The sequence below is a fragment of the Flavobacterium sp. T50_26 genome (genome assembly GCF_057652995.1).
Map to the genome: position 1 here is coordinate 147,218 of NZ_JBYFCC010000004.1, position 16,234 is coordinate 163,451.

Sequence of the window (16,234 nt, forward strand, 5' to 3'; positions counted from 1 at the left end):
AAGCAATTTACAGATGTAAATAAAAAAAATGGATTAATTTTAAACAATGGAAAACAGCATTCTTTTATCGGTAAAAAAACTAACTATTTCTTTTAAAAAAGAGAAAGAATATGTGCCGGTTGTTCACGGTTTAACCTATGATTTATATGAAAATGAGATCGTGGGAATCGTTGGAGAATCCGGTTCAGGAAAATCGGTTTCGTCACTGGCAATCATGGGTTTGCTACCTCTAAAGATTTCAAAAATTACAAACGGAACAATTGTTTTTAATGGAAAAGAAATCACGAATTTATCCGATAAGGAATTCCAAAAAATAAGAGGAAATGACATTGCGATGATTTTTCAGGAACCAATGAGTTCGTTAAATCCATCCTTAAAATGCGGTTTTCAAGTAGCAGAAATTTTAGAAAGACATACATCTCTATCCAAAAAGGAAATTAGAACAGAAGTGATTTTGTTGTTTGAAAAAGTCAAATTACCTAATCCGGAAGAACTCTTCAACAAATATCCGCATCAAATTTCTGGTGGTCAAAAACAACGTGTCATGATTGCGATGGCGATTGCTTGTAAGCCAAAAATTTTAATTGCTGATGAACCCACAACCGCTTTAGACGTAACTGTTCAAAAGGAAATCATTCAATTATTGAAAGATTTGCAACAAGAAACCAAAATGAGCATTTTGTTTATTTCCCATGATTTGTCTTTGGTTTCAGAAATTGCCAATCGGGTTTTAGTGATGTATAAAGGTGAAATTGTGGAACAAGGCAATGCCAAAGCCATTTTTGAAAATCCGCAACACAATTACACTAAAGCCTTAATTGCTTCCCGACCGTCGTTGGAATTTCGGTTGAAAAGACTTCCAACAATTCAGGATTTTTTAAACGAAACAAGTAAAAGCGAAATTATTTCTGCCGAAGAACGAAAAGAAAATCAAAAAAAAATTTATGCAAAAGCTCCTCTTTTGGAAGTAAAAAATGTAGAAAAAGAATACTTGTCAACGGTTGGTTTATTAGGAAAAAAACTGTCTTTTAAAGCTGTTAATGATGTAAGTTTTAAAATTTATGAAGGTGAAACAGTTGGTTTAGTTGGCGAATCCGGCTGTGGAAAATCAACGTTAGGAAATGCTATTTTACAATTAGACAAAGCAACTGCCGGACAAATTTTTTACAAAGGAAATGATATTACAAAACTGAATAAAGACGAAATCCGAAAACTCAGAAAAGAAATTCAAATTATTTTTCAGGATCCGTATTCCTCGTTAAACCCTAGAATTCCAATTGGGAAAGCAATTATGGAACCGATGAAAGTCCACGGGTTATATAAAAATGACACAGAACGAAAAGCAAAAGCAATTGAAATTTTAGAGCGAGTGGGGTTGGGTGAAGATTTTTATAACCGTTATCCGCACGAATTTTCCGGCGGTCAACGGCAACGAATTGGAATTGCCAGAACGATTGCTTTGCAACCCAAGTTGATTGTGTGTGATGAATCGGTTTCTGCGTTAGATATTTCTGTTCAAGCTCAGGTTTTAAATTTATTGAATGAATTAAAAGAAAATTTCGGATTCACCTATATCTTTATTTCCCATGATTTGGCTGTGGTGAAATACATGAGCGATCAAGTTTTGGTAATGAATAAAGGAAAAATTGAAGAAATGGCTGATGCCGATGAATTGTATGCCAATCCAAAAAGTTCTTACACTAAAAAATTAATTGAAGCGATTCCGAAAGGATAAAAAATAAAAATTTATGTTATTTACAGCAACGTTTTCTGAGTTTTATGAACAATTTAAAACCAGTCTTTCTGACGGAACTTTTGCCAAACTTACTTTTGCAAAAACCATCGGCAACACCGAAATAAAAAATATTTTTATACGACCCGTTTTAGAAGAAAACGAATTAAAGTTAGAACTTAAATTCCGCTTTCAAAGAGAAGAATTGTTTGAAATTCATACTATTGATAGTTCTTTTGATCGCTTACTTCCTTTTATCAATAATCCGTTTTTATCGGTTATTTTGTTTACGACAGAATTTGATTTGACATATAAATTAAACAAAAAAAGAGTGGTGAGTGTAACCGATCAGCCTCCTACTTTTGGCAATGCAAATGAGGTTTTATTGGCATTTTTGAATAAATGAAATTATCTAAATAATAAAGGTGCAAATTCTGAAAGATAATCTCGCCAGTTTGACCAAGTATGCCCACCTTCCGATTCTTTGTAGGTATAGTTGAAATTCATCGAATTAAGTAGATTTCTAAAATCGGTGGCTTCTTTAAATAAGAAATCCGTTTTGCCAATCGCTTTCCAATATAATTTATAATTATTCTCTTTTTGAGCTTTTAGCTTTTTTTCGATGTTTAAATACATTTCACTCTCAGCTTCTTTCGGTTGAAAAAGAGCCGCCGAAAACACGCCCATGTAATCAAATGTTTTTGGATAATTAGCGGAAATAATGATGGTATGAAATCCTCCCATCGATAACCCTGCAATGGCTCTTGATGATTTTTCTTTTTTTACACGGTATTCCGATTCAATAAATTGAATTACATCGCCGAATGCTTTTTCGGTGTTTCCCGAAAACATATCCGGTTGAATAAAGTCCGGGGTATAAAAACCTTCTTTAGATTCTCCGGGAGCTGCTGATTGACTAGCATTTCCGTTTGGCATGACAACTATCATTGGTTTTGCTTTTCCTTGAGCAATTAGGTTGTCTAAAATTTGAGCAGTTCTTCCCAGGGTTAACCAAGCCTCTTCATCGCCACCTGCTCCGTGCAATAGATAAAGAACAGGAAAATTTTCCTTACTTTTTTCATATCCGGGTGGAGTATAAACCGTTAATCTACGGTTCATTTTTAAAGTAGGCGATTCATACCATCGTTTTGAAACTGTTCCGTGTGGCACATGATTCACTTTATATAATTCGGCTTTTCCGCTTGGAACAATAAAAATATTGACAACAGTTGCCACATCTCTACTAAAATGAACGTTGTTTGGGTCGTTAACAGCCAAACCATCTGCTATAAATTTATAACTGTATAATTCGGGCTGAAGAGTAGAAGTCGTAAAAGTCCAAATTCCTTTTTCATTTTTTTTCATTTCAGTTTTTCCTTCAATCAATCCTTGTTGACTAAGAAAATCTCCTTCTAAAAATACTTTTTTTGCGTTGGGAGCTTCAAAACGAAATGTAACGGTATTATCGCCATGAATTTCGGGCGAAATAACTTTTTTCTCACCCGAAAAATCTACATTTTCCTGAGCATAAATGATTGAAAAGCAAAGTGAAATAAGAAGTGTGTAGGTGGATTTTTTCATTTTATTATTTTGTAAATTTTAGTCCAAAACCATCTCCGGAATTTCTCCCTCCACAATTAACGTTCCTTCGGTAGCTTTGATGATTTCTTCCACTGAAACACCAGGAGCTCGTTCAAGAAGTTTGAAACCTTTTGAAGTAACATCCATTACGGCTAATTCGGTGACAATTTTTTTAACGCAACCAACGCCCGTAAGCGGAAGGGTACAATTTTTTAATACTTTTGATTCACCTGCTTTGTTCACGTGCATCATAGCAACGATGATATTTTCGGCTGAAGCAACTAAATCCATTGCTCCGCCCATTCCTTTCACCATTTTTCCGGGGATTTTCCAATTGGCAATATCACCGTTTTCAGAAACTTCCATCGCACCTAAAATGGTTAAATCTACTTTTTTGCTTCGAATCATTCCAAAACTAAAAGCCGAGTCAAAAAAGGAAGCTCCGGGCAAAGTAGTGATAGTTTGTTTTCCTGCGTTGATGATATCGGCATCTTCTTCGCCTTCAAACGGAAATGGTCCCATACCAAGCACGCCGTTTTCACTTTGAAATTCAACAGAAATATCGGTTCGAACAAAATTGGCAACCAATGTCGGGATTCCGATTCCTAAGTTTACGTAGTAACCGTCTTTTACTTCTTTTGCAATGCGTTTTGCTATATCTTCTTTTGTTAACATACTTTTATTGGTTTATGCAGTTTTTTAACTGAACACTAAAATCTGACCACTGTTTACTTCTTTCTAACTGTTCTTTGTTCGATTCTTTTTTCAAACTTTTCGCCTTGAAAAATTCGGTTCACCATAATTCCGGGAATGTGAATTTGATTGGGGTCTAGTGTTCCGGCGGGCACTAGTTCTTCTACTTCAGCAATTGTGATTTTGGCAGCTCCTGCCATGCACGAATTAAAGTTTCGGGCTGTTCCTTTAAAAATTAAGTTTCCGGCTTCGTCGCCTTTCCATGCTTTAATAATAGCGAAATCGGCTTTATAGGCTTCTTCCATCACATACATTTTTCCGTCAAATTTTCGTATTTCTTTATTGATGGCTACTTCAGTTCCAAAGCCGGCAGGCGTGAAAAAAGCCGGAATTCCGTGTTGAGCAGCTCTGCATTTTTCGGCTAATGTTCCTTGTGGCGTGAGTTCAACATCTAATTCTCCTGAAAGCATTTGACGTTCGAATTCAGCATTTTCACCAACATAAGAAGAAATCATTTTTTTGATTTGTTTCTTTTGGAGCAATAATCCTAATCCAAAATCATCCACACCGGCATTATTTGAAATGCAAGTAAGATTAGAAACGCCCATTTTTACTAATGCAGCGATGCTGTTTTCCGGAATGCCGCAAAGGCCAAAACCTCCGAGCATAATGGTCATATTATCGGTAATTCCAACAAGAGCTTCTTGAACAGAATTTACTTTTCGTGTAATCATATCGTTTGTTTGTTTTCGAATTTTAAAGGTATAAAAAAATGGGCTTTTTGCAAAGTCCATTCTTTTATAATTGTTTTTATGTGAATTTTCTAAAAATTAAACTCGTCTAAATCCTGATCAAAGTCTAACGTATCTTTCGCTGCTTTCCAACAATCTACTTTTACGGTTATATTTTCCGGTCTTTCAAAAGGATCTTTTGAAACATTGAGTTTTTTGTCTTTATAGCATTTATCCATATATATTCCCCAAATAGGTAAAGCCATTGTGGCACCTTGACCCATTGCAGTACTGTTAAATCGTGCAGATCTGTCTTCACAGCCTACCCAAACCCCGGTGCATAAATTTGGTACAAATCCCATAAACCAACCATCAGAATTATTTTGAGTAGTTCCTGTTTTTCCGGCAATTGGATTGTCTAATTTGTAGTCGTAATGTCTGAAACCCGCTCTTCCGCTTCTTAATCTTGTTCCTGTTCCGTCTTCGGTAACGCCTTCCATCAATTTTACAACCGCATAAGCAATATCTTGACTCAGCACATCATGACTTTCGGGAATATTTTCATAAATAACATTTCCGTTTTTGTCTTCAATACGAGTGATAAGTTGTGGTTTTATATAAATTCCTTTGTTGGCAAATGTACTAAAAGCAGCTACCATGTCTTGAACGGTAATTTCTACCGCCCCTAAACAAATGGAAACTTGTTCGGGAATATCAGCTGTGACACCTAATTTATGTGTTAAATCGATAACAGCTTTTGGTCCGGTTCTGTCGATTAATTTAGCAGAAATGGTATTGATAGAATTAGCCAAAGCTTTCTTTAAAGTTATCATTCCACGGTATTTTCCATCCGAATTTCTAGGCGTCCAATTATCACTAACATTATGCCTTCCTCTCGGAATGGTGAATGGAGAATCAATAATTGAATCGCAAGGAGACATTCTTAATTCTTCAATTGCAGTGGCATAAACAAATGGTTTGAATGTTGAGCCAACTTGTCTTGCTCCTTGTCCGGCATGGTCATATTGAAAGTGTTTATAGTTGATTCCGCCCACCCAAGCTTTAACATGTCCGGTTTGAGGTTCCATTGAAATCATTCCGCTTCTTAGGAAATGTTTATAATAACGGATAGAATCCATTGGAGTCATAATGGTGTCTCGTTCGCCTTTCCAGGTGAAAACTCTCATTTCTGTTTTAATGTCAAACGATTTTATGATGTCTGCTTCGCTTTTATCTTGTGCTTTCATCAATCGCCAACGTTCAGAATTTTTCATTGCTCTTTTTAGCAATTTCTCCGTTTCATCGTCAGTGATTCTGTAAAATGGAGCATTTTTATTTCTTTTCTGACTTTTAAAAAATTCAACTTGAAGGTTTTTTAAATGTTCGTGCACTGCTTCTTCGGCATGTTTTTGCATACGCGAATCGATAGTAGTGTAGATTTTTAAACCATCATTGTAAATATTGTATTCTGAACCGTCTGGTTTTTTGTTTTCTTTGACCCATGTTTTCATGTAATCGCGAAGATATTCTCTGAAGTAAGTGGCAATTCCTTCTAGATGACCCTCTGGACTAAAATCTAAAACAATAGGTTTTTTTTCTAATTGTGCTTTTGCTTCCGGTTCTAAAAAGTTGTTTCGAACCATTTGAGCTAAAACAGTATTTCTTCTATTGAAAACCAGTTCTTTTCTTTTTTCTTTTGTTGGGTTGTATAGCGATGGGTTTTTTAGCATTCCAACCAACAATGCACTTTCTTCAATAGATAAATCACGAGGTTCTTTTCCAAAATAAACTTTTGCAGCAGATCGTATTCCCACAGCTGTGTTAACAAAATCGGCTCTGTTTAAATAGAGTGCGATGATTTCGTTTTTGGTATATTGACGTTCTAATTTGGTGGCAATAATCCACTCTTTAATTTTTTGTGTAACTGCCACAAAGATATTTCTAGAACGTTCGCCATGAAATAAAAGTTTAGCTAATTGTTGTGTGATGGTACTTGCTCCACCATCTGATCCTAACTTAACTGCAGCACCAAATGTTCTTCTTGCATCAATTCCTGAGTGTTCATAAAATCGCTCATCTTCTGTTGCAACCAATGCATCTACAAGGTGTTTTGGTAAATCTTCATATTTTACCGGAGAACGGTTTTCGCGGTAGAATTTTCCTAAAACCTCACCATCTGAAGAAATTATTTCGGTAGCTAAATTTGAATCAGGATTTTCCAATTCATCAAAACTAGGCATGGAGCCAAACAATCCAAAATTTGCAAAAGCAAAAAATAAAAGCATTGCACCTAATCCGATGAAAAATACTTTCCAGAATTTTTTTTGATAGTAACTTATGTCTTTAACTGTAGAATTATTTTTCTTAGCCATATTATTCTGCTTTTTCTATTCGTAATCCAACATCTGTAACACCGTCCAGTGCTGTGATGCCTTCAATTTTTCCTGATTTTCGTAAGGCTTGTTGAATATAAATTTGATATTTTCCTGATTTTGGGAACACAAAATTTTCTTTGTAAAACAATTTATTTTCTTTCGTATCGGTTAAACCTTCACCCATTAACGTTCCGTCTGGTTCGGCCATTTGATACTCCAACGTGTCTACAATTGTTTTTTTGTTGGGTTGTTCCATTTCAACAATTAGAAACAAATTATTAAATTCATAATTTTTGTTGTTTCGTATGTTGATGTAAAGATTATGTTTGGCAACTGTATCTTTTTGTTCCACAGAAAAAGTTACAATACTGTCTTTGTGCCACACTTTTCCAACTTTTTTATATTCGTCAAAAAGTCTTTTTTTGTCACAAGATGTCACAAAAATCAATAAAAAAACTAAAAACAGACTATTTCTTAGGGTCATTTTTAACAATTTTATTTGGTCTTCTTTTTTTGTTATTATTGTTGTTATTTTTCTTTCTTTTTGGTTGATCAAATCGGGTTAAACTCTCTTGACCCATTGCATTGTTGAAGTCTTGTTTAGGTTCTGCCACAATTTCTAACGCAAAATCTTCCAATGAAGAAATTCTTTTACGTTGTTTGTTTTCGGCTACAATTTCTTTTACCTGATCAATGTGAATCACATGCCAATTGGCAATGTTATCTGCATAAGCAAACCACATTAATCCTTTAAAAATATCTTGTTTTTGACAATAGGCAACCCCTCTTTCGGTTTCGATTTTAGTGTCAAAATCCGGAAAATCTTTTAATGCGTCCATATACGTGTCTAACTCATAGTTTAAGCAGCATTTGAGTTTACCGCATTGTCCTGCCAATTTTTGAGGATTTAAAGAAAGCTGTTGATATCTTGCTGCTGAGGTGTTCACGCTTCTAAAATCGGTTAACCAAGTGGAGCAGCACAATTCTCTTCCGCAAGACCCTATTCCGCCTAAGCGAGCTGCTTCCTGACGAAAACCAACTTGTTTCATTTCGATTCTGGTTTTGAAAGTCTGAGCATATTCTTTAATTAATTGACGAAAATCAACGCGATCTTCTGCAGTGTAATAAAAAGTAGCTTTGGAACCATCACCTTGAAATTCGATGTCTGAAATTTTCATTTGTAATTGAAGCTGAATAGCAATTTCACGAGCTCTCACTTTCATCGGCTCTTCTTTTTTCTGCACATCGGCCCAAATATCAATATCTTTTTGAGAAGCTTTTCGATACACTTTTGCAACATCTGGACTTGTATGATTCACTCCTTTTTTCTTCATTTGAACTTTTACCAATTCACCAACAAGAGTTACAATTCCCACATCGTGACCAGGAGAAGCTTCAGTAGCAACAATGTCGCCAATGATTAATGAAAGTTTTTCGGTGTTGCGGTAAAATTCTTTTCGTCCGTTTTTAAAACGTACTTCCACACAATCAAATTGTTCTTGACCACTTGGCAAACTCATATTTGCTAACCAGTCAAAAACCGTTAATTTATTGCAGCTATCGGTGCCGCAAGTGCCTTTATTTTGACATCCTTGAGGAGCACCACCGGTTTTGCTCCCTGTCGAACAGTTTGTACAAGCCATAATTTATATATATTTGGTCATCTCGTTATTTATAACGAGACTACTGACATTAAACGTTAAGTTTGTAAAGATAGTATTTTTTTGATAGAAGTTGTAGTGGTAAGATTTTACAAATTTTTACCTTTCCACGGTTGAAACCGTGGGTTAAGTTTTGTTTGCGTTAACCTTGTTTGTCTGAACATCCGTCATCTACTTCAAACTTCGCCCACGGTTTCAACCGTGGGAATATAAAAAATAAATTCATTCACTAACATTATGCAACTTCAAAAGTACTTTTTGCTCTTCATCAAAGTTCATCTTTGAGTGATGATTTTTTTGATTTTTAATATAATCATGCACTTTTTGTAACTGTGATTCACTAACAGAGAATGCGGCATAACCAGTTTGCCATGCAAATTTTCCGGGTAGTAAATCACTACCGTTTAAAGCATGTGAAACACTTCCTTTGACTTGTTTCAAAACATCAGCTAAAGATTTTTGAGGGTTTAATAAAAATAAGATATGAATATGATCTGGCATTCCATTGATTATTCTTGTGGGGCAATTGAGTTCTTTTAATTCATCAAAAATTAAATCATAAACTTGCTTTTCGATAGAATAATCAATTAGTTCAATTCTGCTCTTTGTTGTCCAAATGGCGTGTATCCAAATTTTTGTGAATGAGTGAGGCATATATAGTTATTTACTAGCTTTTAACTTATAATCTTAAACAATTTATCCGATAATCGAATTCTAAACGGAACTGCAAAAGTCAATTTATCTCCTACATTTGCTACAGAATTTTCTTTGCCATTGACAAAGATTTTCTCTAAAACCAATTCCTGATTTCCTGTGGTTGGACCTGATATTAAGATTTTGTCTCCTGATTTTATTTCTTGGTTTTCAATTAAAAATAAGCCAACTTGTGCTTTGGTGTAATAATGTTCTGCTTTGCCAACCAATATTTTTTTCTGTTTGATGCGTTCGCGAATGGGTTTTGGTTTTTCGGCTGTAGCTAATGATTTATCGCTCAATTCACCGGAATGTTTAAATTTTAGTGCATCCGATTTTCCTTTTTTGAAAATCATATTTCCTTTTTGAATTCCGCGACGTAATTTCACTTGTTCTGCTAATGGTAAATGAATGATTTCCTGACATTCCGATGAGCAGCAGTTGTCCATTTTTTCTTTACATTCATCACATTGAATAAACAATAAATGGCAACCATCGTTTACACAATTAGTATGATTATCACACGGTTTTCCACATTGATGACATTGCGAAACAATATCGTTTGTGATTCTTTCGCCTAAGCGATGATCAAAAACAAAATTTTTACCAATGAATTTACTTTGTAAACCTTCTTGTTCAATTTGACGAGCATATTCAATAATTCCACCTTCTAATTGATATACGTTTTTAAAACCTTTGTGTTTAAAAAACGCACTGGCTTTTTCACATCGAATTCCGCCCGTGCAATACATCAAAAGATTTTTATCTTCTTTAAAATCTTTCAATTGCTCTTCAATAATAGGTAACGATTCTCTAAACGTATCCACATCCGGAGTGATTGCTCCTTTAAAATGACCAATTTCACTTTCATAATGATTTCTAAAATCAACCACAATGGTGTTTGGGTCTTCTAAAAGTTGGTTGAATTCCTTCGCTTTTAAATGAATTCCTTTATTGGTTACGTCAAAAGTGGAATCATCAAGCCCATCAGCTACAATTTTATGACGCACTTTTATGGTCAATTTTAAAAAGGAATGATCGTCTTGTTCTCGAGCCACATTGAGTCGGATTCCTTTCATAAAATCATAAACTTCCAGCGTGTCTTTGAATTGATAAAAATAATCAGCCGGCAACGAAAGTTGGGCGTTAATTCCTTCGTGAGCCACATAAATTCTTCCCAAGACATCCAACGGATTCCAGGCTAAGAATAAATCATCTCTAAATTTTTTAGGGTCTTCAATTTTGGCGTAGGCATAAAAAGACAACGTAAGTCGTTGCTTGCCGGCTTGATCAATAAGCTCGGCTCTTTCTTCTGCCCTCATCGTGTTATACAGTTGCATGCTATAAACGTTTTAGGGTTAATACAATAAGATAAATTCTAAATGGAAGAATTCGCTACAAAAATAAACATTTTAGATTAAATATAAATAGTAGGGTTTTTATTTAATCGCTTGTTATTTAAAATAAAAACTATATATATTTGTTTAACCTAACTAATTGATTTTATGAACAGACGTAATTTTTTAAAGAATTCAGGAAAGGTGATACTAGTCAGTTCGGCTTTAGTAATCACAGGGAATTTAGTTGCTTCCTGTTCGTCAGACAGTGATGATTCTTATGATGACGGTTATTATGATGATGGATACTATGATGATGGATACTATGATGATGGATACTATGATGACGGTTATTACGATGATGGCTATTATGACGATGGTTATTACGACGACGGTTACTACGATGATGGCTATTATGATGATTAATCACCTATAATTATTCATTGAAGAAAATTCTTTTTTTACATGACACCGACATCTCGCTAAAACGTGGTGCTGAGTTAACTATAACCCAATTGATCGCTCTTGGCAATCAATTGGGTTACTTTGTTGAAGTTGATTTGTTGACTAATTTTGAAGTAGCTGAGAGTAAAATTCATCAATCAGATTTAATTGTATTGAATAGTACGTCTCGATGCCGATTTGAAAAAAAATTGTTACATTATTTAGTTGATGAAAAAGTAAACTACATCAAAATTGAATTTGATTACAATTTTTGTATTCGAAGAAATATTTTATGCACGGTTGACAGAGGGGTTCGAAATTGTTGCGACAACGAAAAATATCATTTATATCATGAAGTTTTTGGAAATGCAAAGTTGAATGCGTTTCAATCTCCCAAACATTTTGAAGACCATTATGCTTTTTATGGCGAATCGGTTGCCAATAAAATTATTATGCCTCCCACAGTTGAGGTCGATAAATTGCAGATTTCTGAACTAAAAAATGAAACTGTAATTCCTTTTTTTGGTGATATTAGCTATTTAAAAGGTGGTGAAGCATTGCTTGATTATGCTCTTGAAAATCCACAATTTATGTTTCAAGTGTATGGGAAAAATGAAGTGAGAAGAGAATTACCATCCAATGTTTTTTTGAATGATTACATTCCAAATGAAGAAGTTCTAAAAATTCTTGGTCAATCAAAGTATTTTTTTTGTAAGCCCCTTGCTAAGGAAGCATCCGGAAGATTGGCTGCAGAAGCTTTTTTGTCAGGTTGTGAAATGATTACCAATGACAGAGTGGGAACGTGGTCGTTTGATTTTTATCCCAACGATAAAGAAAGAGCCAAACAGGAAATGAAAGAAACGCCACAGATTTTTTGGGATAACGTAAGTCGTATTTTAAATCAAAATGAAGCTGAAAATGTCCCTGATTTGGGTAATGTTTTGGTTTATAAAAGTTATGGCGGTTTGGGCGATATTTTCTTTTGTTTGCCTAGTTTAATCAATTTAAAAGAGGTTTCTAAATCGGTGAGTTTTGCAGTTCATCCAAGATTAGTTTCTTTCTTTACGAAGTATTTTAAAGAAATTACGATTGTTGATGAAGAAAAAATTAAAGAAAAAGAAGCCGATTTTGATAAAATCATCGAATTAGGAAATTATCCTGCTTTTCGTGGTTATGATTTGCCACATGCCATACGCTATTCAACACATAAAAAAGTAAAACAACATTCCATCCAACATCACATCGATGGATTAGCAAAGTTTCATAAAAATTATTCCAATCAAAGTAAAGGTTATCCTTATTTTGAAAGAGATACTGATTACGAAAATCCTTATTACACCGTTCATCCCGGTGCCGGTTTTTTACTAAAAATTTGGCCAACGGAAAACTTTGCGAAATTAATTGAGGAGTTACATCATTTATTTCCAAAACTAAAATGTAAAATTATTTTAGGGAAAGAAGATCCAAATCCTGCTGAATTTTTTACCAAAGAAATGACTCATATCGACTATGTTACCGGAGGTTTAGATGATATTGGAAAAGCCATGGAATCCGCATTTTTCCATATCGGAAATGATGCCGGAATTACCCACGTCGCAGGAGCATTCAACGTCCCGACCGTTGGAATTTACGGTCCAACCGGTCCCGGTTCTTGGGGAAGTTTTGCTGAGTTTAACGAAATTATCTGGGGCAAAAAAGGCAATTGCGATTTGCGATGCAATTATGATGTCATTATCAATTGTCCTGATCGGGTTTGTTTATCTTCCACAACCGTTTCAAAAGTGTTGAGTGCGTTGTATTCGCTTTTACAAAAAGCCTACGAAGAAATTGCTTTCGATTTAAAGGTGAATCCACTTTTAGAAGTTGATTTTTCTGAAAAAGATTGCTTACTCAAAATCAATGAAAACGAATTGTTGATTGAGTACCGCGACTTATCTATGAAAAATTCCGTAGAAGATATTTTAAAAGGGAATTTTAAAGACGATTTTTCGGAAGAAGAAGAATCACTTATTCATGTTTTTATTGAACAACAAGTTATTTTTTGCATTCCTGAATTCAAATAAAAAATCCTTTCAAATTTACATCTGAAAGGATTTAATTTTTATAAAACAGAGCTTAACAAAACTCGTTATACGCATCTTTTAAATTCTCTGCAATCATTTCCGCAGGACGACCTTCAATGTGATGACGTTCTAACATATGAACTAATTCACCATCTTTAAACAAAGCCATACTTGGTGACGATGGTGGAAAAGGAAACATATGTTGTCTTGCTGCATCAACCGCATCTTTGTCAACACCGGCAAAAACAGTAACCAATTGGTCCGGTTTTTTAGACCCGTCTAAACTCATTTTTGCTCCCGGTCTTGCATTTCTGGCGGCACATCCGCAAACAGAATTCACAACTACCAACGTTGTTCCTTTTTGTGAAATTGCATTTTCTACTGCTTCTGCACTATATAATTCTTGAAAACCTACTTCCGATAATTCGGCTCTCATTGGTTTTACCATTTCTTCTGGATACATATTTTTTTTATTAGATTGTTAGATTTTTGGATTGTTCGATTCTTAGATTCTAAGACTTTGCAAAGTTACTAAGTTTTCATTTTTATTTGATGATTTGCATCATAAAGATTTGTTATGATTAAATAAGTTTTTACAACAAATCCGTTCCAATTTTTAATCCAACAAAAATGGTTCTTGGTCGAGATGGACCGTAAATATAAGTAGCATCTCTATTCACACCTAAATCAAAATCTTTTTGGTATTGATTGAATACATTCTGAATTCCACCACTTAATTGAAGATGTAATTTTTCTTTTACCACAAACGTATAAGATGATTTTAAATTGACTTCATAAAAATCACCGGTAGTTTCTAAACGGTCTTCTGCGATAAATCCGGCATAATGCTGAGCATACATTTTTCCGGTGTAAACGACAGAAATATTGTTATGAAATGCTTTTTTTGGCGAAAATGTTGCCATTAAATTCCCATACACATTTGGCGAACGAAAGAAATTTCGATTTGTATTCGTCAAGTTTTCACTCCATTGAACCGCTTCGTCATACAACGCTTTTTGAATCGTTGCTCCTGCTTGAAACTGCCATTTTTGGCCCGGAGCATATTTTGCTTCCAAATTCACCCCATACACATCAGCTCCTTTTCCATTGCGTTTTTCCCAAATGGTTTCCGTAAGTTGTTCTAACACAAATGGGTCGTTTAATCGGGTGTAGAAAGCTTCAAAGGTTAATCCGGCTTCAGAATTTGGAGTAACTTTATTCCAATCTAACGACGTTAAAAACGAATGTGATGTTTCCGATTCTAATCCATCCGCTAATTCAACCAAAGCCACTTCTCCGGCTGCAATTCGGGCGTGAATGTCTTCCGAAAAAACTTGTGGAGCTCTAAATCCTTTGGCATAACTGTTTCGCCATTGCAAATTTTCTTTGAAATTATAGAGAATATTTAGTCGTGGATTAAAAATCACGTCCTCATCAGCAGCATTGTGAAAATCGGCTCGTAATCCGCCTAAGACTTTCAACTTTTCATTGACTTTCCATTCTTGTTGAGCATAAATTCCCAAAATATCTAATGTTTGATTTACAAATGCATTATAACCTGGTTTTTCATCAACCATCATTTCTTTTTTGTATTCGGCTCCGGTTGTTAAAGTGGCCGATCCACCTAAAAACGATTCTTGTTTTCTATTGTATTGTGCTCCACCGATCCAAGTTACAACTTCAGTATTTCCGTAGCCGCGAATACTTTCTTCGTAATCAATATTTCCAAATTCATCATCGGCTCGACCACCATAAAAGTTGTCATTTTTAGATTGTTGGGTGTTGAAATAAACAGCATATTTGTTCTTTTCATCTTCCGAATAATTCTCAAATGTGAGTCCGCCACCAACCATTTTAGATGTAATTTGTTCTGTCGTAAGAGCTTCGAACGGTTGCAAATCAAAACGATTTTCGCCACCTCTTCTGAATTCGTTTACCGTATGAAATTCGGCTGTAATTTTACTTCGTTCAAACGGACGATAAAACGATTTGAATCCGAAAGTTCGATTTTGCATTGCCGTAATTTCTGTAAAATTATCATCATTTGCATCAAAAGGTTCACGGTCACGGAGCATCGCAAAAATTTGAAGACCTAAATTTAAATCTTCTGATAAAACTGTTCCGTTTAACGTTAAGGCTTTGTCGGGCACATTTCCGTCAATTAAACCTAAATGCGAATTAATTTCAAACGAATTTTCAATTGGATCTTTTGTAATAATGTTGATGGTGCCAGCAATCGCATTCGACCCATACAAAGAGGAACCGCCACCACGAACAACTTCAATTCGTTCAATCATATTGGTTGGAATTTGATCCAAACCATACACGCCATTTAAAGCAGAAAAAATCGGTCGGCTATCCATTAAAATTTGAGAATAGGCTCCGTCTAAACCATTCATCCGAACTTGAGAAAATCCGCAGTTCTGACAATTCGTTTCCATTCGCAATCCGGGTTGAAAACTCAATCCTTCGGATAAACTGATGGCTTGGGCTTTTTGTAAAACTTCCGAATTGGTAACGGTTACAATCACCGGAGCTTCTGTTCTTTTCTGCAATCCGCGAGTAGCTGAAACAACGACTTGATTGAGTCCGAAAACACTTTCTTCTAAATTAAAATCCAAATGAATTTTTCCACCGGAGGGTACATTAATATTTTTTTCTTGATTTTTAAAACCGATTGCTTGCACAATGATGGTTTGCTTTCCCGACGGAACTTCAATGGAAAAATTTCCGTTTTCATCAGAAGATGTTCCTGTTGTTGCATTTTTCAAAAGAACGCTTGCAAATGGAACCGCTTGACCTTCAGATAAAATATGACCCACAACCGTTCCTTTTTCTTGAGCTTGTGAAGTTAATGTAAAAGATAAAACAACTAAAAGCAGAATTTTTTTCATACCAAAAAATAAATTTAGACAAAACTAAAA

At 34.9% G+C, this 16,234-nt stretch carries 14 protein-coding genes; 4 read left to right on the forward strand and 10 right to left on the reverse strand.

Going from position 1 to position 16,234, the window contains the following annotated elements:
- Nucleotides 1-46 precede the first annotated feature (46 nt).
- Both AC23MC_RS03865 and AC23MC_RS03870 read left to right on the forward strand, forming a co-directional pair.
- Entirely contained in the window at nucleotides 47-1,735 is a 1,689-nt protein-coding gene (locus AC23MC_RS03865) for an ABC transporter ATP-binding protein (RefSeq protein WP_487567010.1), read from the forward strand.
- Nucleotides 1,736-1,748: 13 nt separating this feature from the next.
- On the forward strand, nucleotides 1,749-2,138 hold the full coding sequence (locus AC23MC_RS03870; protein WP_487567009.1) for a hypothetical protein: 390 nt from the start codon (nucleotides 1,749-1,751) through the stop codon (nucleotides 2,136-2,138).
- 2 nt (nucleotides 2,139-2,140) lie between these two features.
- Here the strand turns inward: AC23MC_RS03870 and AC23MC_RS03875 are convergent, their stop codons facing one another.
- The 8 genes from AC23MC_RS03875 to trhO all read right to left on the reverse strand — a co-directional run bounded on the left by AC23MC_RS03875 (nucleotide 2,141) and on the right by trhO (nucleotide 10,806).
- Nucleotides 2,141-3,313 (reverse strand): esterase, encoded by a 1,173-nt coding sequence (locus AC23MC_RS03875; protein ID WP_487567008.1) that lies wholly within the window; start codon nucleotides 3,311-3,313, stop codon nucleotides 2,141-2,143.
- 18 nt (nucleotides 3,314-3,331) lie between these two features.
- Nucleotides 3,332-3,988: a 3-oxoacid CoA-transferase subunit B gene (locus tag AC23MC_RS03880; protein ID WP_487567007.1), complete on the reverse strand. Its 657-nt coding sequence runs from the start codon at nucleotides 3,986-3,988 to the stop codon at nucleotides 3,332-3,334.
- Between the two features lie 53 nt (nucleotides 3,989-4,041).
- Nucleotides 4,042-4,740 (reverse strand): CoA transferase subunit A, encoded by a 699-nt coding sequence (locus AC23MC_RS03885; protein WP_487567006.1) that lies wholly within the window; start codon nucleotides 4,738-4,740, stop codon nucleotides 4,042-4,044.
- An 89-nt stretch (nucleotides 4,741-4,829) separates the two neighbouring features.
- Nucleotides 4,830-7,109 carry a penicillin-binding protein 1A gene (locus AC23MC_RS03890; RefSeq protein ID WP_487567005.1) on the reverse strand — a complete coding sequence of 760 codons (2,280 nt, stop codon included), beginning with the start codon at nucleotides 7,107-7,109 and terminating at the stop codon, nucleotides 4,830-4,832.
- Between the two features lies 1 nt (nucleotide 7,110).
- The gene (locus tag AC23MC_RS03895; RefSeq protein WP_487567004.1) at nucleotides 7,111-7,596 is read right to left on the reverse strand and encodes a gliding motility lipoprotein GldH; all 486 of its coding nucleotides are present in this window, start codon (nucleotides 7,594-7,596) and stop codon (nucleotides 7,111-7,113) included.
- On the reverse strand, nucleotides 7,580-8,755 hold the full coding sequence (locus AC23MC_RS03900) for a PSP1 domain-containing protein (protein WP_487567003.1): 1,176 nt from the start codon (nucleotides 8,753-8,755) through the stop codon (nucleotides 7,580-7,582). Before AC23MC_RS03900 ends, AC23MC_RS03895 begins: the two co-directional genes overlap by 17 nt.
- A 240-nt stretch (nucleotides 8,756-8,995) precedes the next feature.
- Entirely contained in the window at nucleotides 8,996-9,427 is a 432-nt protein-coding gene (tnpA, locus tag AC23MC_RS03905) for an IS200/IS605 family transposase (protein ID WP_487567002.1), read from the reverse strand.
- A gap of 20 nt (nucleotides 9,428-9,447) precedes the next feature.
- Nucleotides 9,448-10,806 carry an oxygen-dependent tRNA uridine(34) hydroxylase TrhO gene (trhO, locus tag AC23MC_RS03910; RefSeq protein ID WP_487567001.1) on the reverse strand — a complete coding sequence of 453 codons (1,359 nt, stop codon included), beginning with the start codon at nucleotides 10,804-10,806 and terminating at the stop codon, nucleotides 9,448-9,450.
- 165 nt (nucleotides 10,807-10,971) lie between these two features.
- Between trhO and AC23MC_RS03915 the strand changes: the two genes are divergently transcribed.
- A complete protein-coding gene (locus tag AC23MC_RS03915) occupies nucleotides 10,972-11,229 on the forward strand; it encodes a hypothetical protein (RefSeq protein ID WP_487567000.1) in 258 nt (85 codons plus the stop codon).
- A gap of 17 nt (nucleotides 11,230-11,246) precedes the next feature.
- Nucleotides 11,247-13,310 carry a glycosyltransferase family 9 protein gene (locus AC23MC_RS03920; protein WP_487566999.1) on the forward strand — a complete coding sequence of 688 codons (2,064 nt, stop codon included), beginning with the start codon at nucleotides 11,247-11,249 and terminating at the stop codon, nucleotides 13,308-13,310.
- A 52-nt stretch (nucleotides 13,311-13,362) separates the two neighbouring features.
- Here AC23MC_RS03920 and AC23MC_RS03925 read toward each other — a convergent pair whose 3' ends face one another.
- Entirely contained in the window at nucleotides 13,363-13,773 is a 411-nt protein-coding gene (locus AC23MC_RS03925) for a BrxA/BrxB family bacilliredoxin (RefSeq protein WP_248436549.1), read from the reverse strand.
- Nucleotides 13,774-13,903: 130 nt separating this feature from the next.
- On the reverse strand, nucleotides 13,904-16,204 hold the full coding sequence (locus AC23MC_RS03930) for a TonB-dependent receptor (RefSeq protein ID WP_487566998.1): 2,301 nt from the start codon (nucleotides 16,202-16,204) through the stop codon (nucleotides 13,904-13,906).
- Nucleotides 16,205-16,234 lie beyond the last annotated feature (30 nt).